Source organism: Rhodanobacter ginsengiterrae, from assembly GCF_050026815.1.
GTDB classification, from domain to species: domain Bacteria; phylum Pseudomonadota; class Gammaproteobacteria; order Xanthomonadales; family Rhodanobacteraceae; genus Rhodanobacter; species Rhodanobacter ginsengiterrae.
In genome coordinates this window covers 16,393-41,017 of the sequence record NZ_JALBWO010000057.1, presented here as the reverse complement: position 1 = coordinate 41,017, position 24,625 = coordinate 16,393, and the positions used below count along the sequence as shown (strand labels likewise).

Genomic DNA, 24,625 nt, shown 5'->3' with positions numbered 1-24,625 from the left:
CGGCTCAGGCGGACGGCTTGGGTTTGCGGCGGCGCTCGTGCTGCCACAGCACCTCGCCGTGGCCGCTGGCGCGCGCCAGCACACGCGAGATCACGAACAGCAGATCCGACAGGCGATTGAGATAGCGCTGTGGCTGGCTGCGGATGTCTTCGACCCGGCCCAGCGCGATCACTTCGCGTTCGGCGCGGCGGCACACCGTGCGCGCCAGGTGACCGCAGGCGGCGGCCATGCCGCCGCCGGGCAGGATGAATTCCTTCAGCGCCGGCAACGGTTCGTTGAGCTCGTCCAGGATCGATTCCAGCCGGTCGATGTCGCTGTCTTCGACCATCGCCATGCCGGGAATGCACAGTTCGCCACCCAGGTCGAACAGGTCGTGCTGCACCTGGGTCAGCGCCTCGCGTACCTCGTGGGTGACGCCATCGGCGGCCAGCAGCATGCCGATCGTGCTGTTGAGTTCGTCCACCGTGCCGTAGGCGGTGACCCGCAGAGAATCCTTGCCTGTCCGCGAGCCATCACCGAGACCGGTGCTGCCATCGTCGCCAGTGCGCGTGTAAATCTTCGAGAGCCGGTTGCCCATGGTGATTCGGCGCGCTGGCTCAGCGCGGCAGCGTGGGCTGGTCAGCCTGCTTCACGGCGCGAGCGACCTGGATGACCAGCACGTGCACGATGGCACCAAGGCCGACATACAAGGCCGTGGTCTGCAGAAACGGCAAATACCAGTCGAGCAGGTTGGCGGACCATGCGGCGGCGCTGCGCGGCAGCGGCACGCTGTTGCTGAGCCAGTAGAAGCTGCCGTTGGAAACCAGGTAGCACACGGCCCAGCTGACCACCAGCGCCACTGCAGCCATGCCCAGTGTCGGCAGGCGCAGGCCGACCTGATGCTTCGCCAGCCAGCTGCCGCCCAGCCACAGGCTGAAATACGAGGGAATCAGGAACCAGTAGGCCACCGAGACGCAGTAGTGACTCCAGAAATCGATGCCCTGACCGCTGATCACCAGATAATCGATCAGCACCGCCTCGGCCATCAGCAGCGGGAACGCCCAGCGACCGGCGCCACGCAACCAGAAGCCGGCCAGGAAGAAGATCGCCCACGACGCATCTTCCACGTTGTGATGGAGCAACGACAGGTGGATGCGGGTAACTGCCATCACCGCGGCGAGAGCCAGGAGGATGCCAAGGCGTTGGGTCAGTGTCTTGACCATGAGGGTTCCATGTGGACGTCTGCGAGACCGCTAGTCTAGCCCAACGCACTGCAACGCAGGCAGCCTCAGCGCGTATCATCACCGCATGAATGTGCCCGCATCCCCTGTCATGAGCGAGTCCGGCGTATTGATCATCGGCGGTGGCCTGGTCGGCGCCAGTCTGGCCATCGCGCTGGACGTGGCCGGCATACCGGCCACCCTGGTCGAAGCCGCCGCGCCACGGACCGACGCCCAGCCCAGTTACGACGAACGCAACCTCGCGCTGGCGCGCGCCACCGTCAACGGTCTGGCGTCGATCGGCGTGTGGCGCCACGCGGTTGCCGGTGCCATGCCGATCCGGCACATCCATGTCAGTCGCGCGGGCGAGTTCGGCAGTGCGCGCATCGATGCGGACAAGCAGGGCGTCGACGCGCTCGGCTGGACCCTGCCGGCACGCGAGCTGGGCGCCGCGCTGCTGCGTCGGCTCGACGAGTGCGTGCATCTGACCCGGTTGGCACCGGCCACCTTGTCCGCGCTGCAACCACTGGCCGAAGGCTGGCGTGCGCAGATCACCACCGCCGATGGCGTGCGCCAGCTGGATACGCCGTTGCTGGTCGGGGCCGACGGCACGCATTCGTTCGTCCGCGCACAGCTCGGCATCGATGCCGAACAGCACGACTACCGGCAAAGCCTGTTCGTCTGCACGGTCACGCCCGAGCGCGACCATGCCCATCGCGCGCATGAGCGGTTTTCCGATGACGGTCCGATCGCGCTGCTGCCACTGGCCGAGCGCCGCTGCGGGCTGGTGCTCACCGTATCGACCGAAGAAGCCGAAGCGATCGCGGCGCTGGATGACGCGGCTTTCCTTGAACTGGCACAGCGCCGCTTCGGCTGGCGGCTGGGTCGGCTGTCCCGACCGGGCAAGCGCCAGCCGTATGCGATCCACCGGGTGGCCGCAAGTCGGCTCACCGCGCCGCGCGCGGTACTGGTCGGCAATGCCGCGCAGACGGTCCATCCGATTGGCGCGCAAGGTTTCAACCTCGGTTTGCGCGATGCGCTGACCCTGGCCGAACTGGTGGCCACGGCCGCCGATCCGGGCGCCGCCGCGCTGTTGGCGCGTTACGCCGAACGGCGTGCACCAGACCGCGAAGGCACCATGGCGATGAGTCATGGCCTGGTACGACTCGCCTGCCTGCCGCAACCGCTGCTGGCGCCGTTGCGGTCGCTGGCGTTGCTGGCCTGCGATCGGCTGCCGCCGCTGCGGCGTGCGCTGGCGCGGCGCGGCATGGGTTTTCGCGGCGAGCCACCCGCCGCCGTGCTGGAGCGCCTGCCATGAATACCCCGGCGCAGGAACAACCTTCGCGCCGTCGACCGCCGGCGCTGGATGTGGCCGTGGTCGGTGGTGGCATGGTGGGTGCCGCTGCCGCGCTGGCGCTGGCGCGGGCGGGATTCAGCACGGCGCTGCTGGAAGCGCGTGCGCCGAAGGCCTGGGATACCCAGGCCGAAGTGGACCTGCGCGTGGTCGGGCTGGCGCCGTCATCGCTGGCCCTGCTTGACGAGCTGGGCGTCTGGACGTCCATCTGCGAAGCGCGGGTCGGCCCGTACACGCACATGCACGTGTGGGACGCCGAAAGCGGCGCGTCGATCGACTTCGATGCCGCCAGCGAAGGGCGCGACCGGCTCGGCTACATCGTCGAGAACAATCTGGTGCAGTGGACCTTGTGGCAGGCGCTGGAAGCAGCCGGCGTGCGCCGCCTGTGTCCGGCCGAGGTGAAAGGCTTCGAAGCGCGCGAGGATCGGATCCAGCTGGAGCTGACCTCCGGCGAAACACTGTCCGCCGGGCTGCTGGTGGCTGCCGACGGCGCCGCCTCGCCGCTGCGCCAGCTGGCCGGCATCGGCACGCGTGGCCGCGATTACGCGCAGCGCGCGGTGGTGGCGCACGTGACCACCGAGCGAGTGCACGAAAGCACGGCATGGCAGCGCTTCCTGCCGAGCGGGCCGCTGGCGCTGCTGCCGCTGGCCGATGGACGCAGCTCGATCGTCTGGTCGCTGCCCGAGGCGGAGGCGCAGCGCGTGCTGGCGCTGGATGACCAGGCCTTCCTCGACGAGCTGGGCCTGGCCAGCGATTTCCGGCTGGGCCGGATCGTCGCCAGCACGCCGCGCGCCGCGTTCCCGCTGAAACTGCAACTGGCCGAACGCTATCAGGCCGAGCGTTTCGTGTTGCTGGGCGATGCCGCCCATGCGGTGCATCCGCTGGCCGGGCAGGGTGTCAACCTGGGCCTGCGCGACGTTGCCGAACTGCGCGACACCCTGCTGGCCGCCCGCCGCGTCGGGCGCGACATCGGCGCGGCGCATGTATTGCGTCGCTATGCGCGCCGCCGGCGCAGCGCCGACACGCTGGATGCGCTGGGTTTCGATGCGCTGGCGCGCATCTATGCATGGCAGTCGCCGGCGCTGGTCGCCGCGCGCGGTGTCGGCGTGCGCCTGCTCGATCGGCTGGCACCATTGAAGCGGCGCATCTCGGAGCACGCCGCCGGACTTTGAAACTTTTTGCTCCTCTCCCTGCTTGCAGGGGGAGGGGCCATCTCACCGGAGGATTGATCATGCGCATCGCCCGACTTTGCTGTCTGCTGTTGCTGGCTGGTTCGAGTTTCGCCGTGCAGGCGAAGATGGTCCATCGTCCGGTCGAATGGACCCTGGACGGCGCGCGCTTCCACAGCGTGCTGGTCTATGACGACGCCTCCGTCGCGAAACGTCCGGGGCTGGTGATGGTGCCGAACTGGTACGGCATCAATGACACGGCCGTGCAGAAGGCCGAGATGATCGCCGGCAAGGATTACGTGATCCTGCTCACCGACATGTACGGCGCCACCGTGCGCCCGCAACAAGGCAATGCCGCCCAGGCGCAGGCCGCGGTCAAGCCGCTGTACGGCGACCGCGCGCTGATGCGCAAGCGGATCAACCTGGCGTTGAACCAGTTGAAGGCGCAGGCGGGCAGCGCGCCGATCGACCTGTCGAAACTGGCCGCGATCGGTTTCTGCTTCGGCGGTTCGGCAGTGCTCGATCTGGCGCGCAGCGGCGCCGATGTTGCCGCGGTGGTCTCGTTCCATGGCGGGCTGGACACCGACAACCCGGCGCTGGCCAAGAACATCAAGGCGCGCGTGCTGGCGATGAACGGCGCCGACGACAAGGGCACCATGCCGGACGCCGACAAGTTCATGGACGAGATGCGCGGCAGCCCCGCCGACTGGCAGTTCGTGGTGATCGGCCACGCGGTGCATTGCTTCACCGAAGTCGGCGAGAACTCGGCCGGCTGCCGCTACGACGAGCGTGCGGCAGCCCGCAGCTACCGCCTGATGCACGACTGGTTGCGCGCCGCGTTCGCAGGTACGCCGTAGCCGGAACCGCAATGCGGAGCTTTCTCGACCGCCGGCGCATGTGCGAGCACGCGGCGACGACCGTCGTGCTCAATCCAGCTCGCGCCAGTGCGCCGCGGAGCGGATGCATCCGGACAGCGCGTATATCGCGATCACGGTGAAAAGGAAGATGTACATGTAGCTGATCCAGAAAACGGCCGGCTGGAACGTCATCGAGACGAAGTGCTGGAAGCTGTAATGCCGGTGGCCCATGAGGTCGGTGAAGTCGTAGCCGTGACAGTGCTTGCCCATGCATCTCACCGTGCCGCAGCTCAGTACCCGGTATGACAGGTACGCCAGCGGGCCGGCGGTCAATGATGAGGCGACCAGCCCCAGCAGCACGCCACCACGAAAACCGACCATGACCTTGCGAGCATGCCTGAAGCGGATCGCTTCGAGAGCGAGGCCCGCGCCCAGGGTGGCGATGCCGATGGCGATCATCACCCAGAGCGGCAACCGATCGGCATCCCGGGCAATCCCGGCGGCATGGAAGAACTGGGCCATTTCTGGCGGAAGTGGTTTTGGCATGGGCCGTCCCTGGGTGGTGCTCGATCAGTCGATGTCGTTGCGCTCGCGCACCGCATCCATCGTCAACGCGGCCAGCTGGCGCAGACGGTTGCCGCCGGCATCGGCGAGCAGTTCCTTCAGCCGGGCGCTGGCGTCATCCTGATCCAGGCTTTGGCGTTCGGCCAGCGAGGCGGCCAGTGCGCGGCCCATCGAGTCGAAAATCAGCGCGTAGGCGAACGCATGCAGCACGCCGCCACCCAGCGTGCCGAGGCCGGGGAAGGCTTTCAGCGCGTTGCCGGCGACCGCCAGCACGATCGAGCTGCCCGTGCGCAGGGTGAGTTTCGCCTGCTGCACGAAGTCCTCGATCTGCACGTCGCTGACCTTCACTCCATACAGTTCGGCCAGCGCGCGGGTGAGGCCGGTGGCCAGCACGCCCTGGATCACCAGGTCGCTGCCCGGCGCCACCGCGGCCAGCGCGCCGACGATCGCGCGGCGGGCGTACTTGCGCACGATGCGCTCGGCTTGCTCGGCGCGGGTCTGTGCTTCCAGCGCGCCGGTGCGCTGGTGCAGGCCGGCCAGCACGGCGTTTTCGCGCAGGTTCTCCAGCCCTTCGGCGCCGGGTGCGGTGAGCCGTTGGAGTGCTTGCAGCAGTGGTTCGATCGCCGGCTTGCGCTGGCGCTCGACCGACTCGGTGCTGCCATCGGCGAGCCGGCGCTGGTAACGCTCGCTGCCACCGGCACTGATCGCCAGCACGGCACTGGCGATGCCGCGCGCGTGCTGGCGCAGGCGAGCCAGCAGTTGATCCCGGTCGGACTCGCTCCACTGGTCGGCCTTGTTCAACGCCAGCAGCAGCGGCTTGCCGAAGTCGGCGAGCCAGCGCAGTTCATCCACCTGGCTGCGGTTGAGATCGCCCGCGCACAGGTAGACCACCGCGTGCGCGCGCAAGGCTTCCTCGCGCGCCATCGTTTCATGCACCTCGCCGCCGGCCTCGCGACTGCCTGGCACATCGGCCAGCACCAGCGTGCGGCCGTCCGGCAGGGTGCCGTCGTAGTGGTCGACCTTGCGCGTGGTGCCGCCACGCGCATCGCTGGCGATCTGCGCATGCGGTGCGAGGGCGCGCAGCAGACTCGACTTGCCGGTGGATATCTCGCCGAACAGCGCAACGTAGACTCGGGCATTGCTGCGGCGTCGGTCGAGTTCGCCCAGTTCGGAAACCAGCACGTCGGTGTCCGCGCCGCGCTCGCGCAGCTGGCCGATGCGCTGTTCCAGACTGCCCCGATCAGGCGCCGGCAGCGGCCGGCGTTTGCGGCGGGGACGCAGCAACCACCACAGCACGCTCAAGCCGGCGGCGGCGAAAGCCAGCAACACGCCGCCGAGGGTCCATTGCAGGTAATTCGGCAGCGCAAGGAAGCGTTGGGCCAGCGCCAGCGCGCGCTCGGCCGCAGCGAACAACAGCCACAGCAGCGTGGCCAGGGCTAACGCGGTGAACAGCAATCGCAGGCGTCGGGACATGCCTGCATTCTAGCCAGCTTGCGTCGGCCGGCCGACCGTGCATCGGTGGTTTCCGGCGGCGCTCGCCCGCCGCGGCTCGCACTGGCACGAGGGTTTTGGCACTATCGGGTGCAGGGACGATCACGTCGTTGATGCCGCCGGCCCGCTTCCGCGCGGTTTCGCCAAGGGGATATATGGGGAACCGATCGAGCTGGCTGGTCTGGATGGCAGGCATCGTCCTGGCATGGCTGATGCCATGCTCTGCACCAGCCGTGCCGGTCGCATCGCCGGCAGTGGCGGCGCGCGCGACCGCACCGCTGCCGACGCCGCAGTTTCGCCGTTATGGTGTCGCCGATGGCCTGCCCAGCGGGCCCGTCTATGCGGTGGCGCAGGATCGCGATGGCCTGCTGTGGTTCGGTTCGGCCGGCGGACTGGTGCGGTTCGACGGGGTTGATTTCAAGGTCTATCGGCACGCGATGGGCGATCCGTCGTCGCTGCCGGCCAACCAGACCTACACGCTGTTCGTCGACCGCGACAACCGGATCTGGGCCGGCGGCGTCTCGACCGGATTGATCGTCTACAACCAGGCCAGTGGCCGCTTCCAGCATTGGCATCACGATGACGGCAAGCCGGACAGCCTCGCCGACAACGAAGTCTGGGGCATCGCACAGACACCCGATGGCCAGATCTGGGTCGCCACGCAGGGTGGCCTGGACCGCTTGCGGATGGACGGCAGCGGCTTCGATCACGTCACCCGAGACGCTGGCGGCGGTCATGCGGCATCGTTCGGCGCTACCCGTGCGCTACTGGCGCAAGCTGATGGACGGCTGTGGATCGCCGCCCGCGATGGCCTGTACCTGCGCCAGCCTGACGGCACGATCCGGCGCGTGCCGGTGGATCCGGCGTTTCGCGGCGATATCGGCATGGTCTGGCATATCGACAGCGACGACAACGAAGTGCGGGTGGCACTGGAAGGCGGCCTGCTGCTGATCGGCGTCGATGGCGTGGCGCGGCCGCTGGCCGACCCCCAGTTGGCGTCGTTGCGCATCCTCAGCAGCGCCCGTGACGCACAGGGGCGGCTGTGGATGGGCAGTCTGAGCGGAGTGTGGCTGGACGATGGCAGCGGTCACCTGCAGCACATCGTCGGGCAGCCGCTGTTGCCCGGCGGCCTGCCCAGCGATCGCCTGTGGCAGGTGCTGCATGATCGCGAAGGCGGGCTGTGGTTCACCTTCGATCAATCCAGCATCGCGTATCTGCCGCCAGGCTGGAACGGGTTCACCCGCTTTACCCATGTGCCCGACGACCCGCACAGCCTCTCCAACATCGCTGCGCTGTCGGTGCGGCGCAGCCGCGACAACCAGCTGTGGGTGGGCGGCTTCAATGGCTGGGTCGACAAGCTGGACCCGGCCACCGGTGAGGTCAGTCATGTGGTGAAGGACCTGCGCGGCAACCTGGCATCGCTGGCGGAAGACCTCCATGGGCGGTTGTGGATGACCGGGCCGGGCGAAATCTACCGTTACGACCATGGCAAGCTGACCACCATCGAGGCGAGCCAGAGCCACATCAACCGGCCCACGGCGCTCACCGTCGGGAACAACGGGAGCATCTATGTCTCTTCGTGGGGTCAGGGCGTGTTCGCGATCGATCCCGACAGCCTGATCGCGACCTCGGTGATGCCGACGGATGCACCGGCCAACAGCCGTTTCCATGATCAACTGAGTTTCCAGGCAGGTCATCTGTGGTACGCCAGTGCTGGCGGCTTGCTGCGCGGCGATGGCCCGGGCCGGCGACTGGCCTTCGTTCCCGGTGTGCCGCGTCAGGAGATCCTGGCCTTCACCTTCGACACGGACGGTTTCTGGACGGCCACCGATCACGCGATCGAGCATTACCGCTATGCCGACGGACGCGCCGAACGCGATGCCGGCGTCGACATCAGCCACAAGCCGTTCGCCGCTGACCTGATGGCGATCCAGCTCGACAACCAGGGCCAGCTGTGGCTGTTCGCCAACCCCGGGCTGTGGCGGTTCGATCCGAAGACCGGACAGTTCACCGAATTCGGACCGTCGCAGGGCCTGTCGAGTACCGAGTTCTCCAATGGCTCGATCGAGCTGGCGGCGGACGGGACGCTGTTTGCCGCCAGCAGCGGCGGCGTGATGGCCTTCCAGCCGGCGCGACTGGGCAAGCCGAAGCAGCTCGGCGCGCCGCCGGTGCTGACGCTTACCCGGGTCACCGTGCGACGGGACAACCGCATCCTGGCGCTGGTACCGGACCAGCCGGTGCAACTGCACTGGCGCGACCGTGACCTGCACGTCGAGGCCCGGGTGGCGTCGTACATCGATCCGACGGCCAACCGCTATCGTTTTCGCCTGCGCGGTTTCGACAGCAACTGGGTGGATACCGGCAACCATGGCGAGCGCGAATTCGCCGGGCTTGGCGCCGGCGACTACACGCTGGAGGTGATGGCTGCGGGTGCGGACGGCGAATGGAGCACGCTGGCGACGCCGGTACAGGTGCACGTCGAGGCGCCGCCGTGGATACGCTGGTGGGCGTGGCTGGGCTATGTGCTGCTGCTGCTCGTTGCGGTTGGCGTGATCCTGCGCAACTGGCGCCGGCGCCTGGCGCAGCGCCACCGCATGCAGCTGGTCGAGCAGCAGCGGCAGATGGCCGAAGCCGCCAGCGCGGCGAAGACCCAGTTCCTGGCCACGCTGAGCCACGAGATCCGCACCCCGATGACCGGCGTGATGGGCATGGCCGAACTGCTGCTCAGCACGCCGCTCAGTCCGCTGCAGCACGACTACACCCAGGCCATGCAGCGCTCCGGCACGATGCTGCTGAAGCTGCTCAACGACGCCCTGGACCTGGCCCGGATCGAAGCGGGCAAGCTGGAGCTGGAGCCGGTCGCGTTCGACCCGCGGCAACTGCTGAACGAGGTGGCACAGCTGGAGCAGGGGCTGGCGCACGCGCGCGGCATCCGCTTCGTGCTGGACGTCGCCGCCGACCTGCCGCCACAGCTGCTGGGCGATGCGCTGCGGATCAAGCAGGTCCTGCTCAACCTGGCCAACAATGCGCTGAAGTTCACCGAGCACGGCAGTGTCACCTTGCGTGTGCAGCGGATCGAGCGCGGCCTGCAGTTCAGTGTCAGCGATACCGGCCCGGGCATTCCCGAGGCAAGCCAGGCGCGATTGTTCCAGCGCTTCGAGCAGGTCGAGGGTCCGCAGCGGCGTGCCGGCAGCGGGCTCGGCTTGGCGATCTGCCGCGAGCTGGTCGATATCATGGGCGGCAGCATCGAGCTGGAATCGCGGCTGGGCCATGGCAGCACGTTCCGCGTGCGGCTGCCGCTGGCGCCGCCGCCGGTGCCCGCTGCACCGTCCTCGGCGGCGCCCTCTGCCGATCGTCGCTACCGGCTGCTGCTGGTCGAGGACGACACCATCGTGGCCGCCGTGATACGCGGCCTGCTCGAACGCGAACAGCATGCGGTGGTGCATGTGGTCAACGGGCTGGCCGCGCTCGCCGAACTGGCGCAACGGGATTTCGATGCCGTGTTGCTGGACCTGGACCTGCCCGGCGTCGACGGTTTCCAGATCGCCCGGCTGATCCGCCAGCGCGAACACCCGGGGCAGCACCTGCCGATCGTCGCGGTCACTGCGCGCTCGGGCAGCAAGGACGAGGCGATGGCGCGCGAGGCCGGCATGGACGGCTTCCTGCACAAGCCGCTGACCGGCGAGCAACTGAGCGGCGCCCTGGCGCGGGTGATCGCGCCGGCCGCCGAGGCCTGAGCGATGCTTGCCGGCCGCTCGCCACGACGGAATGCTTTTGTCATCATCACCGGCACAGTGCAAGCGCGCGTCCGCTGCATGCTTCGTGCATCAGAGGTCCGCATGCAAGGTGTCGCGAGTGAGTGTGCAAGGCCGGAGGGGGGAATCTGATGCTGTCGGCAGTCGTGCTGGCCTGGGCCATGGGTCTGAACGCGGCGGTTGCGGGCGGTGCGCCGGCGGTTGTCGCTGCGGCGACGACGGAGTTGCCCGCGACCAACTTGCTGCCCACGCCGCAGTTCCGTCGCTACGCCACCACGGACGGTCTGCCCAGCAGCAGCGTGTATGCGGTGGTACAGGATCGCGATGGTGCCATGTGGTTCGGCACCAAGGGCGGCATCGCCCGTTACGACGGCGTCGACTTCAAGGTCTTCCGGCATGCCGTCGACGATCCCGGTTCGCTGTATGACAACGGCATTGCCAGTTTGCTGTTCGATCGCGATGGCACGCTGTGGGCGGCGGGGCTGGAAGCCGGGCTGAATCGCTACGATGCGGCCAGCGGCCGCTTCACGCACTGGGGCAATGATTCGCATGATCCGTCCAGCCTGAGCAGCGACAAGGTCTGGTCGATGGTCGCCGGCGCCGATGGCAATCTGTGGGTCGGCACGGTGCGCGGACTGGACCGCATGCTGCCGGGTGGGCACGGCTTCGAGCACGTGTCCAATGATCTGCTCGGTGCCGATCCGGCGGCGTTCGGGCTGGTCGCCGCGCTCTATATCGATGACCGGCAACAATTGTGGATCGGCAGCAGCCGCGGCCTGTTCCGCCGCGATGTCGGCGGACACATGCATCGCGTTTCGCAAGCCGGAAGTGCCCTGCCGATCGATGCCTGGCATATCAGTGGCGAGGCGGGGCAGATCCGTGTCGAGAGCACGCGGGGATTGCTGCTGGTCGGCACGGACGACGTGGCGCGGCCGCTGGCCGCCGTGGGTGCGCCAGACGGGAACGTGTTCGCCAGCGTGCGCGATCACGGCGGTCGCTTGTGGATCGGTACCCAGCATGGACTGTTCGTGCAGATGCGCCCCTCGGCACCGTTGCTGGCGGTGACCGATCAGCCGGTGCTGCACGGCGACCTGCCCGGCACCTGGGTGTGGTCGATGCTGGTCGATCGCGAAGGCGGCTTGTGGGTGACCCTGCTGGATGGTGGCGTGGGTTACCTCGCGCCCGGCTGGAACGACACCAGCCGCTTCACCCATGTGCCGGACGACCCGGACAGCCTGCGCGATTCGATCGTCACCGCGATGGCGCGTGGCCACGATGGCAGGGTGTGGGTGGGTGAGCGCTCCGGTCGCGTGGACAAGCTCGATCCGCACTCCGGCAAGGTCGAGCATGTGTTGTCCGGCCTCGGCGGCGACGTCCTCGGCATGACCCAGGACCCGCAGGAACGCTTGTGGATCGCCGTACGCGGCGCCCTCTACCGGGATACCCTGGGCCAGCTGCCGCAACGCATCGACCCGCAGGGCCACTGGCTGAAGCATCCGCTGGAAGTGGAGCCCGGTCCGGACGGGCGAATGTATGCGCGGACCTTCGGCGAAGGTCTGTTCCGCATCGATCAGGACACCCTGGCGGTCACCCGGGTCGACATGGACCAGCCCAACCAGCGCGTGCTGTGGGGCAGTCAGCTGACCATGCATGACGGTTCCTTCTGGTATGCCAGCGACGGCGGCATGTTGCGCATGGCCCCGCAGCGGGACCGCTTCGAGGTGATCCCCGGAGTCACCAATGATCGCGCAGTGAATGCGTTCGATTTCGACCAGGACGGGGTCTGGATGGTGCGCCCCGAAGGCCTGGAGCACTACTACTATCGGGATGACTCGCTGGTGCTGGACCGCACCATCGATGCGGCGCACGGCTGGCCGTCGGTCAACGTGGTCGACCTGCAGGTGGATGCGCTGCAGCGGGTCTGGATGCTCGGTCATGACGGCCTGTGGCGATTCGACCCGGACACCGGCCGTTTCCGCTCGTTTGGCCTGCAGAACGGCCTGGCCAACGGCGAATTTTCCCGCGGATACGCCGTCATGCCCGATGGCAACATGTATGCGCCGACGCTCGGCGGGGTGGTCGGCTTCAACCCCGATCGGATCCGTGACAACACCACCGTGTCGCCGCTGGCCGTGACCCGGGTCAGCGTGCGTCGCGACGGCAAGCTGCAAGAGCTGGCGCTGCAGCGGCAGGGGGTTCAACTGGGCTGGAAGGATCGTGGCCTGAATGTCGCGACGCGGCTGTTCTCCTATGTCGATCCGGCGGCCAATCACTATCGTTTTCGCCTGCATGGTCTTGACAGCACATGGATCGATAACGGCAATCATGGCGAACGCGAGTTCACCGGGCTGGCCGCCGGCAATTACGTGCTGGAAGTGCAGGCGGCCGGTGCGAATGGCCAGTGGGTGCATCTGCGCCAGCCGTTGCAGATCCAGGTGCAGGCGCCGCCATGGCAGCGCTGGTGGGCCTGGCTTGGCTATGCGCTGATCGCATTGCTGGGCATCTGGTTCGGCCTGTGGATCTGGCGGCGTCGGCTGGCGCGCCGCCACCACGTGGCGATGGTGGAGCAGCAGCGGCAGATGGCCGAGGCTGCCAGTGCAGCGAAGACCCAGTTCCTGGCCACGCTGAGTCACGAGATCCGCACCCCGATGACGGGCGTGATGGGCATGGCCGAGCTGTTGCTGAGCACGCCGCTCAATCCCTTGCAGCACGACTACACCCAGGCCATGCAACGCTCCGGCAGCATGCTCTTGAAACTGCTCAACGACGCGCTGGATCTGGCGCGCATCGAGGCCGGCAGGCTGGAGCTGGAACCGTCGCTCTTCGATCCACGCCAGCTGCTGGCCGAAGTGTCCCAGCTGGAGCAGGGCCTGGCGCACGCCAAAGGCCTGCGGTTCGTGCTGGAAATGGCCGACGACCTCCCTTCGCAATGGCTGGGCGATGCGCTGCGGATCAAGCAGGTGCTGCTGAATCTGGCCAACAACGCGCTGAAGTTCACCGAGCGCGGCCAGGTCACCTTGCATGCGCGGCGATTCGGCGATGGCCTGCTATGCAGTGTCAGCGATACCGGTCCCGGCATTTCCGAGGCAAGCCAGGCGCGGTTGTTCCAGCGCTTCGAGCAGGCCGACAGTCCGCAACGGCGCGTCGGCAGCGGACTGGGTCTGGCGATCTGTCGCGAGCTGGTCGACATGATGGGCGGCACGATCGAACTCGAGTCGCGGCTGGGTCATGGCAGCACGTTCCACGTGCGCATACCGCTGATCGAACCGGTGCCCGCCACGTCCACCGGCGAGCCCGCCACCGACTGCCACTACCGCCTGCTGCTGGTCGAGGACGATCCGATCGTGGCCACGGTGATCTGCGGTCTGCTGGAACGCGAAGGTCATCGGGTCAAGCACGTGGGCAACGGTCTGGCCGCGCTGACCGAGCTGGCCCATGGATCGTTCGATGCGGCCTTGCTGGATCTGGACCTGCCTGGCGTGGACGGCTTCCAGATCGCGCGGTTGATCCGCCAGCGCGAGCACGCCGGGCAACATCTGCCGTTGCTGGCGGTGACCGCGCGTTCAGGCCGTGGCGACGAGGCGAAGGCGCGCGGGGTCGGCATGGACGGCTTTCTGCGCAAGCCGGTCAGCGGCGAACAGCTGGTCGCCGCACTGGCGCGCGTGGTGCCGGGGACGACGCCACGGCAAGAGCTTCCCGCCTGAACTACATGTCGTGTTTTTGCACGTCGAAACCGAGCCGCTGGTATTCGCGCCAGCGCTCGCGCGAACCCTCGCGCGCGGCCGGGTCGGCCGCCACCACTTCCAGCACACGCTGGTAGCGGCCGGCCGGGCAGGTGTCGCGCAGGTTGATCACCAGCGGCCGGTCCGCCGTATCCACTCCCGGCGGCACGATCAGCACGGCGGTGTGTTCGTCGTCATCGTCGCCGGCCAGCTGGTGCGGGATCATCGCGTCGTCGTCGAATGCCCACAGCAAGTCGTCGAGCACCTCGGCCTGGTTGAAATCGCGGGTGAGGATCAGCACCGGCTGTTGCGCCGCAAAGGCCTTTTTCGCCAGCTCGCAGGCCAGCAACAGCGGCTGTTCGCGAAAGCGCGGCTTGTCGATCAGGTAGAAGTCGGCACGCATAAGACAGGAGTGAGTGAAGAGGAGAGAGGAGCGAGAAAAGAGCAGTGGGCATGATGCCTCAAACTGTTATCCCTCACTTCTCACTTCTCGTCACTCACTTCTCGCTCCGGTCGATGAGCCACTGCGCCAGCAGCGCCACCGGTCGACCGGTGGCCAGGCCCTTGCGACCTTCGTCCCAGGCGGTGCCGGCGATGTCCAGGTGCGCCCAGCGCTGGCCGTCGGTGAAGCGCGACAGGAAGCAACCGGCGGTGATCGCACCGGCGCTCTTGCCGCCGATGTTGGCGACGTCGGCGAAGCCGGACTCGAGCTGCGCCTGGTAGTCGTCCCATAGCGGCAGGCGCCACGCCCGGTCGAGGGTTTGCTCGCCGGCGGCGAGCAGTTCGGCGGCGAGGTCGTCGTGCTTGCTCATCAGGCCGCTGGCATGCTTGCCCAGCGCGATCACGCAGGCGCCGGTGAGCGTGGCGGCGTCGACCAGCGCCTTCGGCTGGTAGGTCTGCGCGGTCCAGGTCAGTGCATCGCACAGGATCAGGCGGCCTTCGGCGTCGGTGTTCAACACCTCGATGGTGAGACCGGACAAACTGGTCAACACGTCGCTGGGACGATAGCTGTCGCCGCCGGGCATGTTCTCGACGCTGGGCACCACGCAGACCAGGTTGAGCTTCAGCCCCATCTTCACCGCCGCGACGAAGGCGCCCAGCACGCCGGCCGCGCCACCCATGTCGAACTTCATTTCCTCCATGCCGGCGCCGGGCTTCAGGCTGATGCCGCCGGAGTCGAAGGTGACGCCCTTGCCGACCAGGGCATACGGCTTGTCGCCCACATTGCCGCCGTTGTATTCCAGCGCGATCAGGCGCGGCTTGTTGACCGAGCCGCGGCCCACCGCCAGCAGCGAGCCGAAGCCCAACTGCTCCATGGCCACTTCATCGAGCACCTTGCAGCTGACCTGGTCCTGGCCGTCGGCGAACGACTGCGCCTGCGCCGCGATATAGGCCGGGGTGCAGATGTTCGGCGGCAGGTTGGCCAGCTCGCGGGCGAAGCGCACGCCTTCGGCGATCGCCACGGCCTGCTCCAGCCCGCTGCGGGCTTCATCACCGGCGGCGAAGGTGAGTGCGGCCAGTTCCGGCTGGCGGTTCTTGTCGCGCGGCTTGAAGGTGGCGGTGTAGCGATAGGCCGCGTAATCGCTGGCCAGTGCGGCGATGCGCACGCGCCAGGCACTGTCGCGGCCGGGCACCTCCACGTCGGTGAGACAGGAAACCGCGCTCGCCACCGGCAGGCGGCCCAGCGCGCGGGCCGCTTCGATATTCACCTTCTGATAGCGCGCGGCATCGAACGACTTCTGCGCGCCCAGGCCGACCACCAGCACGCGCTGCGCAGTGATGCCGGTCGGTGCAAACAGCAGCGTGGTCGCGCCGGCCTTGCCGCTGATGTCGCCGCTTTCCACCTGGCGCTTGATGGCACCGCCGGTGGCGCTGTCCAGCTGGGCAGCCGCGCTGGTCAGCACCCCCTGTTCGTACACGCCGACCAGCACGCAGGCGCTGTCGACGGTGGTGGGGGCAACGCTGGCGAGGCTGAACTGAAGTGTCATCGGAGGGTTCCTGCATGGGCCCGGCTGGTGGCCGGACAGGCTAGACTTGCGGTTTGCCGGCGACACGCGCCGGGCCGGTTCAAGCGGACAAGTTTATCGCATGCTGAGCATCCTCGACCGCTATTTCCTGCGCGAGCTGGCGCAGACCGTGGCCGCCACCGTGGTGGTGCTGCTGGTGATCGTGGCCGGCAGTGCATTCGCCAAGGTGCTGCAGCAGGTCGCCGGTGGCAGCTTTCCGGCCAGCGTGATGTTCCAGGTGCTGGGCCTGCGCACGCTCGACGGGCTGACCAACATGATGCCGCTGGCCAGCTTCATCGGCGTGCTGCTGGGGTTGGGGCGGATGTACCGCGAAAGCGAGATGCACGTGCTGGCGTCGTCGGGCATGGGACCGCGCGGACTGCTGCGCCCGGTGCTGATCCTCGGCGCGGTGCTGGTGGCGATCACCGCCCTGGTTTCCCTGTGGCTGGGCCCGTGGGCAGTGCGCACCAGCGATGCGATGGTGGCCGCGGCGAACCGCTCGGTGATCGCGGCCGGCCTCGAAGCGGGACGTTTCACCGAACTGCCGGGCAAGGGCGGCATCATCTTCGTCGACAGCCTCAGCCGCGACGGCAGCAAGCTCGGACGCACCTTCGTGGCGACCCAGAGCGACAACAAGGACGGTCCGGTGCACCTGAAGCTGGTCAGCGCGACCAGCGGCGAGCTGTATCAGGAGAGCAACGGCGACGGTCGTTTCATCGCGTTCAAGGATGGCTGGCAGTACGACATTCCGCTGGGTACCGACAACTGGCGGCAGATGCAGTACCAGCGCAACGACACCTCGCTGTCCAGCGTGCAGGCCGACGAGGGCGACGACCCGGCGCACTCCAAGAGCAGCTGGGCACTGTTCCGGTCCGACAATCCGGACGATCGCGCCGAGTTCGCCTGGCGTGCCAATGCACCGCCGCTGACCCTGGTGCTGTTGCTGCTCGCGCTGCCGCTGTCGCGGCAAAGCCCGCGCGAACCGAAGTACGGCCGGCTGCTGCTGGCGGTGGTCACCTTCTATCTCTACTACACATTGCTCGCGCTCGGCCGCGCGCAGATCGGCAAGGGCCACTGGCACAACGAGGCGCCGCTGTGGGCGCTGCATGCGCTGGTGCTGGCGCTGGCCTGCTGGATGCTGTGGAAACAGTATTCGCCGCGCAAGCTCTCTGCAGCGCAGGCAGGCGTGCCGGCATGACGGTGTTCAACATCAAGCGGGTCGACCGGCTGGTCGCGATGAGCGTGCTCGGCTCGATGCTGATGGTGTGGCTGGTGTTGACCGGTTTCGATGCGGTGACCCAGCTGCTGCGGCAGCTGAGCAACGTCGGCAAGCACGGCTACACGCTGAGCAACGCGGTGGCCTACGTGATGGTGACCTTCCCGCGCCGCGCCTACGAGATGTTCGGCAACGCGGCGCTGATCGGCGGCCTGCTCGGCCTGGGTGGCCTGGCCGGCACCGGCGAGCTCACCGCCCTGCGTGCGGCCGGCATGTCGCGGCTGCGCATCGCCGGATCGGCAGTCGGTGTGGTCGCGGTGCTGATCGTCGGCGTGGTGATCATGGGCGAGACGCTGGCGCCGTGGGGCGACCAGCAGGCGCAGGTGATGCAGGCACGGATGAAGTCCGGCAACCTCGGCATGACCACCAGCAGCGGACTGTGGGCACGCGACGGCGACGACGTGATCAATGCGCGTGGCACCTCGCTGCAGCAGCGCGACGGCCTGAATACGGTGCAGTTGAGCGATCTGCGCATCTTCAACTTCAGCGGCGATGGCCAGCTGCATCGCTTCACCTGGGCGAAGACCGCCGAGCACGATGGCCGGCAGTGGATGCTGCACGACGTGCGCATCACCACCCTCGACGCCGCCGGCACCCACGCCACCACCGAAGCGGCACTGCCGTGGAAGTCCAGCCTGAACCCGCAGGTGCTGGCGCAGTCGGTGATCCAGCCGCAGTACCTTTCCATGCGCGACCTGCGTCGCAACATGGATTACCTGGAAGGCAACGGACAGAGTCCCGGCAGTTATGCGGTGGCGTTCTGGGGTCGCGCCCTGTATCCGTTCAACGTGCTGGTGCTGGTGCTTTGCGCGATGCCGTTCGCGTTCGGGTCGCTGCGTTCCGGTGGCCTGGGCAAGCGCATGTTCATCGGCATCCTGCTGGCGCTGGGCTGGTATTTCCTGCAGCAGGCGATGGTCAACTTCGGCACCGTCTACGGCATGCCGCCGCTGCTGGCCAACTTGTTGCCGGCCTTGATCCTGATGCTCGCCGCCTGGCTGTATTTCCGCCGACGGGTCTGATCGCTGCACCCGGGCGTCCGGCGATGGACTCGTTCGTGAGCTGTTGCCCATCAGCAGTGTGACTGTGTTCTCACTCTCGCCGATCCGGCACCCTCCGCTATCGAATCGGCGCCGCTGCGATGCGATGCTGGCCGCGCGTCATCGCAGGACGGAAGCGACCTGCTTCCACCATCCACAACTCTCGGGGGGGAGTCATGTCCAAGCCTTTCTGGCACAAGGATGCCTTCGGTTTCTGGTTTCTGGCCTGCATCCAGCTGAGTGCTTCGGCCGGCTGGGCGATGGTGCATTACCAGCTGCTGCAATAACACGGCCAGCTTGCCGACGGCGCCGGATCCGGCCAAGCTGTCCGCTTTGCCGACAGCAGGGGTGAGCCGTGGAATGGGTTGATCTGCGCAGCGATACGGTGACCCGGCCGATGGCCGCGATGCGCGAGGCGATGCTGGCCGCCGCGGTCGGCGACGACGTCTATGGCGAGGATCCCACCGTGAACGCGCTGCAGCGGCGGCTGGCCGACGAGCTGGGTTTCGACGCGGGCCTGTTCGTGCCCAGCGGCACGCAATCCAACTTGCTGGCCCTGCTCGCCCACTGCGAGCGTGGCGACGAATATCTGGTCGGCATGGATGCGCACACCTACAAGTTCGAGGGTGGCGGTGCGGCCGTGCTCGGTTCGATCCAGCCGCAACCGATCGTGCAGGCCGACGACGGCACGCTGCCGCTGCCGCGCATCGAGGCCGCGATCAAGCCGGTCGATCCCCACTTCGCCCGCACCCGCCTGCTGGCGCTGGAAAACACCTGGCACGGCCGCACGCTGCCGCTGGATTATCTCGCCGCCGCGCACGACCTGGCCCGTTCGCACGGACTGGGTCTGCATCTGGATGGTGCACGCCTGTTCAACGCGGCGGTGGCTTGCGACGTACCGGCGCGCGAGATCGCCCGACATTTCGACACGGTGTCGATCTGCCTGTCGAAAGGACTGGGCGCGCCGGTCGGCTCGGTGCTGGTCGGCTCGCACGCGCTGATCGACAAGGCGCGCCGCTGGCGCAAGGTCGCCGGCGGCGGCTGGCGCCAGGCCGGCATGCTCGCCGCGGCAGGGATGCACGCGTTGGATCATCATGTGACACGGCTGGCTGACGATCACCATCGCGCCGCGTACCTCGCCGGTCGCCTGCGCGAGATCGCCGGCATCGACCTGCTTGGCCAATACACCAACATGGTCTTCATCGACGTGCCGGCCGAACGCCTGCGCGATCTGGACGTCCATCTGCGCGAGGCCGGCATCCGCATCAGCATCGGCTATCTGCCGACGCTGCGGCTGGTGACGCATCTGGATGTCGACGATGACGGCATCGAGCGCACCGCGACCGCGTTCCGCGAGTTTTTCGCGCGACGTTGATCCCGGCGAAGGCCACTCAACCCGACGGTCGTCATCCCGGCGAAGGCCGGAATCGCACTGGCTGATGCGGGTGACGTGTTTCGCGTGTTGTGTGTTTCAGAGCAAAAGCTTTCGGCTGCCGAAGGAGGACGAAAGCTCTTCGCTTGAGCCTTTGCTTCCAGGCATAACGAAAAAAAGAACTCACCCTCTGGAAGAGGGCGAAAGCTCTTGCTCGAAAACCAACGAAACGTGCCGCGCAGCGGATTACCCGCCAGCGTTACTTCGCCGCCTGATCAAACTGGCGGATGAAGTCGCGCACCTGCGGATAGACCGTTTCGCGCCAGCGGCGGCCGCTGAAAATACCGTAGTGGCCGGCGCCTTCGATCACGCGGTGGGCGCGACGCCTGGCCGGGATGCTGCTGCACAGATCGTGCGCCGCTTCGGTCTGGCCCAGGCCGGAGATGTCGTCCAGCTCGCCTTCGATGGTCAGCAGGGCGCTGCGCTTGATCGCCGACGGGTCGACCCGTTCGCCGGCCACGTTCCATATGCCGCGTGGCAGCAGGAACTGCTGGAACACCTTTTCGATGGTGTCGAGATAGAACTTTGCCGGCATGTCGAGTACGGCGTTGTATTCGTCGTAGAACCTGCGGTGCGACTCGGCGTCGTCCTGGTCGCCGCGCAGCAGGTCCTGGTAGAAATCCCAGTGCGAGGTCATGTGCCGGCTCGGGTTCATCGCGATGAAGCCGGCGTGCTGCAGGAAGCCCGGGTAGACCTCGCGCCCGCGACCGGGATAGTTCGGCGGCACGGTGTGGATCACGTTGCCCTTGAACCACGACAGCGGCCGCTGCGTGGCCAGGTTGTCGACGCTGGTGGGGCTGCGCCGCGGATCGATCGGGCCACCCATCATGGTCAGGCTGCGCGGGGTTGCCTCACCGCGCGCGGCCATCAGCGAGACCGCCGCCAGCACCGGCACGGTCGGCTGGCACACCGAGATCACGTGCAGGCTTTCAGCGCCGATGTGCCGAATGAAATCCTCGACGTAGGCGATGTAGTCGTCCAGCCCGAAGGTACCGTCGGAAGCCGGCACCATGCGCGCGTCGACCCAGTCGGTGATGTACACCTTGTGATCGCGCAGCAGGGTGCGCACGGTATCGCGCAGCAAGGTGGCGTGGTGGCCGGAGAGTGGCGCCACCACCAGCACCACCGGATCGCTCTTCATCTTCTCGATGGTCGAGGGATCGTCGCTGAAGCGCTTGAAGCGCTTCAGCTGGCAGAACGGCTTGGCCAGCGCCACCCGCTCGATCACGGCAATTTCGTGATCATGCGCGGTGGCGGTGTGGAGGCCGAATTCGGGCTTCTCGTAATCCTTGCCCAGCCGATGCATCAGCTCGTAACCGGCGGCCATCCGCTGCGCGCCCGGCACGTTGGCGAACGGGCTGCTGGTGTCGTTGAGCATGTCGGCGCTGGCCTGCGCGAAGTAGCTCAACGGGCCGAGGAAGGCGCGCTGCCATTCATGGATCTGATACAGCATCAGAGGTATTTACCGAGGATCAAAGAAACCATCTTAGCGCCGTTTCCGCTGTGTGTGTTGCACTGCGGCAGGCGGTGGCCGCCAAGCCAATCAGTGACTTGGCCTCGCCCCGGGGCGGTAAGTGCAGCGCAGCAGCAGCTCATCGACCCCGTGCGTGTCGCCCAGTCCGGCGCGCCATTGCAGCGGTTTCTGGAAGCGCAGGCCGAGCGGCATGAAGACCCGGTTGTACCACCACATGGCGCGTTCGCGCTGATGGGTGAGGTACCACTGGCCGAGCTCGAGCAGGCGCGATGACTTCGGCTGCATGCCGTAGACGGCGCTGCTGTCCAGCTGGAAACCGTGCCGGGCCAGGCGGGCGGTGATCTGCTCCGGTTCATAACGGCGGTAGTGGCCGACAAACTCGTCGAAGGCGGTCCACGCCGCCGCATGCAGCGGCACCGACAGCAGCACGCTGGCGCCGGGCGCGGCGACCCGCGCCAGTTCGGCGAGCGCGGCATCGTCGTCGGCCACGTGTTCGAGAATGTCGAGCGCGCAGACCAGATCGAAGCTGGCATCGGCGCAGGGCAGCTGGCCGATCATGCCGTGGACCGCCGTGCCGCCGCCGGCCCGCAATTGGCGCAAGGCGGCGTGGCTGAGGTCGACGAAGCAGGTGCCGCCCAGCGGCAGCCGCGGGCGCAGTCCGGGCGCCACTTCCAGGCGGCGCGGCGCGGCAGCGGCCAACTCGCGTGACAGCGGCCAGGTGTTGAAGCGTTCCGGCCCGATCAGCCGCGCCGCCGACCACAGCGATTCGTAGAAACCGCGATTGATGCGGATCAGGTCGGCATCGCTGCGGCTGGCGTCGGCGCGGGCTTGGCTCATCGACGGATTTAACCCTCGCGGTGCTGAGCCTGGCGTGAAGCCGGACGTCGACTCAGTCCAGCCGGCGCACCTCGGTGCCGGCGGCGAAGTCGTGCACCGCACGGCCGCGTCGATCGAACAATCCCACGGCAAACCAGCCCGCCCACACCACCAGCAAGGTCCACAGCGTGGTGCGCAGGCCGAAGGTCGGCGCCAGCAGCAACAACACCAGCGGCGCGCCGGCCACCAGCAGGCGGATCAGCGCCTGCTGCAAGCTCACCGTGCCGCCGTCGTCGCGGGTCACGCGGATTCGCCATGGCCGCATGCCTACCGTTTGTCCGCCACGCCGCCACGAGCTGATGAAATACGCCGACACCACCACGCCCTGCAGGGCCTGGTACCACAGCGGCACCACCGTCTTCGCGCCGGTGCGGATCAACTCGCCGCCGGTGGCCAGCTGGCACAGCAGACCGACCACCATCACGATCGCCACCACGATCAGCACGTCGTAGACCAGCGCCAGCAGGCGGCGCCACAGTGGGCAGGGGGCGTCGGCAGTGTCGGTGAGGGTGAAGTCTGCGGGCATCGTGTCCGGTCGCTTGCGTAGTGCGCGCGCAATGGCCAGCATCGAGCGCATGGAAAAGGAAGAGAACCCCGCCAGTATCGCCGAAGCCGACCGCCAGAGCATCGCCGCCTTCGTCGAGCGGGTATGGTCGGAGGACGGCCTGGCCGAGCGCACCCTGGAGGCCTACCGGCGCGACCTGGAGGCACTGGCGCGCTGGCTGGCTGGGCGGGCTCGCACCCTGCGCAACGCGCGGCGCGAAGATATTTCCGCCTATCACGGCGCGCAGCACGTCGCGGTGCGCTCGCTGGCGCGGCGGCAGTCGGCGTTCCGTCGCTACTACGCCTTCCTCGCGCGCAACGAGCCGGATTTCGCCGACCCCACGCTGCTGATCGAACGGCCGAAGTTGCCGCGCAGCCTGCCCAAGGCGCTGGCCGAACGCGAGATCGAAAGCCTGCTGGTGGCGCCCGATACCACCACCACGCTGGGCCGGCGCGATCGCGCCATGCTGGAGCTGATGTACGCCTCCGGCCTGCGCGTATCCGAACTGGTCGAACTGCCGCTGGCCGCGCTTAACACGCGCCAGGGCGTGCTGCGGGTCACCGGCAAGGGCGGCAAGGACCGGCTGGTGCCGGTCGGCGAGGAGGCGCTGGCGCATATCGCCGCGTATCTCAGCGATGCCCGGCCCATCCTGGCCAAGGGCCGCCAACCGCTCGCGCTGTTCCTCAGCCAGCGCGGCGAAGGCATGACCCGACAGATGTTCTGGACCCTGGTGAAGCGCTACGCGCTGCGCATCGGCATCAACCCCAAACGCATCTCGCCACACGTGCTGCGCCACTCCTTCGCCACCCACCTGCTCAACCACGGCGCCGACCTGCGCGCGCTGCAGATGCTGCTTGGCCACAGTTCGCTCAGCACCACGCAGATCTACACGCTGGTGGCGAAGGAGGGACTGAAACGGCTGCATGCGCAGCATCATCCGCGGGGATGATGCTGCCGTCTCCGCGGCCTGCCACGGTAACGGCCGGCCTGTCAGGGTCGTGACCAGGGTCAAACGTGGCATTCAGGCGGCTGTGCGATGATGCTCGACCCATCCGCATCCGTGCGGCCCGTATCAACGAGGTTGATCGAGATGTTCAAGAACTTGTTGCTGGTGTTGTGTCTCGGTGGTCTTTCGCTGAGTGCCTGCGCCGTCCAGAACGATGCGGCGTCGGCGGGCACGGCCACAGTGACGCCGGCGGCGCGCGAGATGGTGCAGAAGGCAATCGGCAGCCTGGCGCCGAACATCCGGATCGACGTGATCGAGCCGGCGCCGATGCCGGGTTTCTACCAGGTGATCGCCTCGGGCCAGATGCTCTACGTCAGCACCGATGGCAAGTACATGATGCACGGCGACCTGATCGACCTGGGCCGCAAGCAGAACGCCAGCGACGATGCCTGGGCGCGTTTCCGCAAGGCCGAGCTGGCCAAGGTGCCGGCGTCGGAGCGGATCATCTACGCGCCGGCCAACCCGAAATACACGGTGACCGTGTTCACCGACGTCAACTGCGGCTTCTGCCGCGCGCTGCATGAACATATCGCGGACTTCAACAGGGAAGGCATCGCGGTGGAATACCTGGCGTGGCCGCGCGAGGGCCTGGTGACCACCTCGGGCAGTCCCACGCCGACCTATACCGAGATGGTGTCGGTGTGGTGCGCCAAGGATCGCAAGGCCGCGTTCACCGCGGCGAAGGAAGGCCATCCGCAGGCGGTGGCGACTTGCAGCAACCCGGTCAAGGACCAGTTCAACCTGGGCGTGCGACTGGGCGTCAATGGCACCCCGGCGATCTATGGCCCGGATGGCCGCACGCTGGGCGGTTACGTGACGCCGGAACAACTGCTGCAGGCGCTGAAGCAGGGCGGCTGACGCTG

19 protein-coding genes are annotated in these 24,625 nt (G+C 67.5%); 10 read left to right on the top strand and 9 right to left on the bottom strand.

Annotation, left to right across the window (positions count from 1 at the left end; all coding sequences use genetic code 11):
• Positions 1-4: 4 nt before the first annotated feature.
• Positions 5-577: a cob(I)yrinic acid a,c-diamide adenosyltransferase gene (locus ACQGNJ_RS15200; protein WP_426690094.1), complete on the bottom strand. Its 573-nt coding sequence runs from the start codon at positions 575-577 to the stop codon at positions 5-7.
• A gap of 19 nt (positions 578-596) precedes the next feature.
• Positions 597-1,202, bottom strand: coding sequence for a hypothetical protein (locus tag ACQGNJ_RS15195; protein WP_426690093.1), 606 nt, complete (start codon positions 1,200-1,202; stop codon positions 597-599).
• A gap of 85 nt (positions 1,203-1,287) precedes the next feature.
• Here ACQGNJ_RS15195 and ubiH point away from each other — a divergent pair, with 85 nt between their 5' ends.
• From ubiH to ACQGNJ_RS15180, 3 genes are read left to right on the top strand one after another with little or no spacing between them, the layout of a single operon-like run.
• Complete coding sequence (ubiH, locus tag ACQGNJ_RS15190) at positions 1,288-2,517, top strand: 2-octaprenyl-6-methoxyphenyl hydroxylase (RefSeq protein WP_426690092.1); 1,230 nt, start codon at positions 1,288-1,290, stop codon at positions 2,515-2,517.
• Positions 2,514-3,725, top strand: coding sequence for a UbiH/UbiF/VisC/COQ6 family ubiquinone biosynthesis hydroxylase (locus ACQGNJ_RS15185; RefSeq protein WP_426690091.1), 1,212 nt, complete (start codon positions 2,514-2,516; stop codon positions 3,723-3,725). The genes ubiH and ACQGNJ_RS15185 overlap by 4 nt, the downstream gene beginning before the upstream one ends.
• 59 nt (positions 3,726-3,784) lie before the next feature.
• Positions 3,785-4,579: a dienelactone hydrolase family protein gene (locus tag ACQGNJ_RS15180; protein WP_426690090.1), complete on the top strand. Its 795-nt coding sequence runs from the start codon at positions 3,785-3,787 to the stop codon at positions 4,577-4,579.
• A gap of 69 nt (positions 4,580-4,648) precedes the next feature.
• On the opposite strand, the gene ACQGNJ_RS15175 is transcribed toward ACQGNJ_RS15180, so the two are convergent.
• Together ACQGNJ_RS15175 and ACQGNJ_RS15170 are read right to left on the bottom strand one after the other, a co-directional pair.
• A complete protein-coding gene (locus ACQGNJ_RS15175) occupies positions 4,649-5,125 on the bottom strand; it encodes a hypothetical protein (RefSeq protein WP_426690089.1) in 477 nt (158 codons plus the stop codon).
• A gap of 24 nt (positions 5,126-5,149) precedes the next feature.
• Positions 5,150-6,616, bottom strand: coding sequence for a GTPase (locus tag ACQGNJ_RS15170; protein WP_426690088.1), 1,467 nt, complete (start codon positions 6,614-6,616; stop codon positions 5,150-5,152).
• Between the two features lie 203 nt (positions 6,617-6,819).
• On the opposite strand from ACQGNJ_RS15170, the gene ACQGNJ_RS15165 reads away from it, so the two are divergent.
• A complete protein-coding gene (locus ACQGNJ_RS15165; protein WP_426690087.1) occupies positions 6,820-10,371 on the top strand; it encodes a hybrid sensor histidine kinase/response regulator in 3,552 nt (1,183 codons plus the stop codon).
• A gap of 149 nt (positions 10,372-10,520) precedes the next feature.
• Entirely contained in the window at positions 10,521-14,093 is a 3,573-nt protein-coding gene (locus ACQGNJ_RS15160) for a hybrid sensor histidine kinase/response regulator (RefSeq protein ID WP_426690086.1), read from the top strand.
• A gap of 1 nt (position 14,094) precedes the next feature.
• Here ACQGNJ_RS15160 and ACQGNJ_RS15155 read toward each other — a convergent pair whose 3' ends face one another.
• Entirely contained in the window at positions 14,095-14,514 is a 420-nt protein-coding gene (locus ACQGNJ_RS15155) for a DNA polymerase III subunit chi (RefSeq protein ID WP_426690085.1), read from the bottom strand.
• Between the two features lie 94 nt (positions 14,515-14,608).
• The gene (locus ACQGNJ_RS15150) at positions 14,609-16,099 is read right to left on the bottom strand and encodes a leucyl aminopeptidase (RefSeq protein ID WP_426690084.1); all 1,491 of its coding nucleotides are present in this window, start codon (positions 16,097-16,099) and stop codon (positions 14,609-14,611) included.
• Between the two features lie 100 nt (positions 16,100-16,199).
• Between ACQGNJ_RS15150 and lptF the strand changes: the two genes are divergently transcribed.
• The 3 genes from lptF to ltaE all read left to right on the top strand — a co-directional run bounded on the left by lptF (position 16,200) and on the right by ltaE (position 19,805).
• On the top strand, positions 16,200-17,315 hold the full coding sequence (gene lptF, locus ACQGNJ_RS15145) for an LPS export ABC transporter permease LptF (RefSeq protein ID WP_426690083.1): 1,116 nt from the start codon (positions 16,200-16,202) through the stop codon (positions 17,313-17,315).
• Positions 17,312-18,412, top strand: coding sequence for an LPS export ABC transporter permease LptG (gene lptG, locus ACQGNJ_RS15140; RefSeq protein ID WP_426690082.1), 1,101 nt, complete (start codon positions 17,312-17,314; stop codon positions 18,410-18,412). The genes lptF and lptG overlap by 4 nt, the downstream gene beginning before the upstream one ends.
• 373 nt (positions 18,413-18,785) lie before the next feature.
• On the top strand, positions 18,786-19,805 hold the full coding sequence (gene ltaE, locus ACQGNJ_RS15135; protein WP_426690081.1) for a low-specificity L-threonine aldolase: 1,020 nt from the start codon (positions 18,786-18,788) through the stop codon (positions 19,803-19,805).
• A 256-nt stretch (positions 19,806-20,061) separates the two neighbouring features.
• Here the strand turns inward: ltaE and ACQGNJ_RS15130 are convergent, their stop codons facing one another.
• From ACQGNJ_RS15130 to ACQGNJ_RS15120, 3 genes are all read right to left on the bottom strand, one after another.
• On the bottom strand, positions 20,062-21,315 hold the full coding sequence (locus ACQGNJ_RS15130) for a polyhydroxyalkanoate depolymerase (protein WP_426690080.1): 1,254 nt from the start codon (positions 21,313-21,315) through the stop codon (positions 20,062-20,064).
• 90 nt (positions 21,316-21,405) lie between these two features.
• Complete coding sequence (locus ACQGNJ_RS15125) at positions 21,406-22,173, bottom strand: class I SAM-dependent methyltransferase (protein ID WP_426690079.1); 768 nt, start codon at positions 22,171-22,173, stop codon at positions 21,406-21,408.
• Between the two features lie 52 nt (positions 22,174-22,225).
• Complete coding sequence (locus ACQGNJ_RS15120) at positions 22,226-22,738, bottom strand: RDD family protein (RefSeq protein WP_426690664.1); 513 nt, start codon at positions 22,736-22,738, stop codon at positions 22,226-22,228.
• Between the two features lie 49 nt (positions 22,739-22,787).
• Here ACQGNJ_RS15120 and xerD point away from each other — a divergent pair, with 49 nt between their 5' ends.
• Positions 22,788-23,705, top strand: a complete 918-nt coding sequence (gene xerD, locus ACQGNJ_RS15115; RefSeq protein WP_426690078.1) for a site-specific tyrosine recombinase XerD — start codon at positions 22,788-22,790, stop codon at positions 23,703-23,705.
• Positions 23,706-23,846: 141 nt separating this feature from the next.
• Positions 23,847-24,620 carry a DsbC family protein gene (locus ACQGNJ_RS15110; RefSeq protein ID WP_426690077.1) on the top strand — a complete coding sequence of 258 codons (774 nt, stop codon included), beginning with the start codon at positions 23,847-23,849 and terminating at the stop codon, positions 24,618-24,620.
• The last annotated feature ends 5 nt before the right edge of the window (positions 24,621-24,625 follow it).

Bases quoted from the DNA above. Each gene is read 5' to 3' on its own strand.
- ACQGNJ_RS15200 (WP_426690094.1), bottom strand. From the start codon at position 577: ATGGGCAACCGGCTCTCGAAGATTTACACGCGCACTGGCGACGATGGC.
- ACQGNJ_RS15195 (WP_426690093.1), bottom strand. From the start codon at position 1,202: ATGGTCAAGACACTGACCCAACGCCTTGGCATCCTCCTGGCTCTCGCC.
- ACQGNJ_RS15125 (WP_426690079.1), bottom strand. From the start codon at position 22,173: ATGAGCCAAGCCCGCGCCGACGCCAGCCGCAGCGATGCCGACCTGATC.
- ACQGNJ_RS15160 (WP_426690086.1), top strand. From the start codon at position 10,521: ATGCTGTCGGCAGTCGTGCTGGCCTGGGCCATGGGTCTGAACGCGGCG.
- ACQGNJ_RS15180 (WP_426690090.1), top strand. From the start codon at position 3,785: ATGCGCATCGCCCGACTTTGCTGTCTGCTGTTGCTGGCTGGTTCGAGT.
- ACQGNJ_RS15130 (WP_426690080.1), bottom strand. From the start codon at position 21,315: ATGCTGTATCAGATCCATGAATGGCAGCGCGCCTTCCTCGGCCCGTTG.
- ACQGNJ_RS15155 (WP_426690085.1), bottom strand. From the start codon at position 14,514: ATGCGTGCCGACTTCTACCTGATCGACAAGCCGCGCTTTCGCGAACAG.
- xerD (WP_426690078.1), top strand. From the start codon at position 22,788: ATGGAAAAGGAAGAGAACCCCGCCAGTATCGCCGAAGCCGACCGCCAG.
- ubiH (WP_426690092.1), top strand. From the start codon at position 1,288: ATGAATGTGCCCGCATCCCCTGTCATGAGCGAGTCCGGCGTATTGATC.
- ACQGNJ_RS15185 (WP_426690091.1), top strand. From the start codon at position 2,514: ATGAATACCCCGGCGCAGGAACAACCTTCGCGCCGTCGACCGCCGGCG.
- ACQGNJ_RS15110 (WP_426690077.1), top strand. From the start codon at position 23,847: ATGTTCAAGAACTTGTTGCTGGTGTTGTGTCTCGGTGGTCTTTCGCTG.
- lptF (WP_426690083.1), top strand. From the start codon at position 16,200: ATGCTGAGCATCCTCGACCGCTATTTCCTGCGCGAGCTGGCGCAGACC.
- ACQGNJ_RS15175 (WP_426690089.1), bottom strand. From the start codon at position 5,125: ATGCCAAAACCACTTCCGCCAGAAATGGCCCAGTTCTTCCATGCCGCC.
- ACQGNJ_RS15165 (WP_426690087.1), top strand. From the start codon at position 6,820: ATGGCAGGCATCGTCCTGGCATGGCTGATGCCATGCTCTGCACCAGCC.
- ACQGNJ_RS15120 (WP_426690664.1), bottom strand. From the start codon at position 22,738: ATGCCCGCAGACTTCACCCTCACCGACACTGCCGACGCCCCCTGCCCA.
- ACQGNJ_RS15150 (WP_426690084.1), bottom strand. From the start codon at position 16,099: ATGACACTTCAGTTCAGCCTCGCCAGCGTTGCCCCCACCACCGTCGAC.
- lptG (WP_426690082.1), top strand. From the start codon at position 17,312: ATGACGGTGTTCAACATCAAGCGGGTCGACCGGCTGGTCGCGATGAGC.
- ACQGNJ_RS15170 (WP_426690088.1), bottom strand. From the start codon at position 6,616: ATGTCCCGACGCCTGCGATTGCTGTTCACCGCGTTAGCCCTGGCCACG.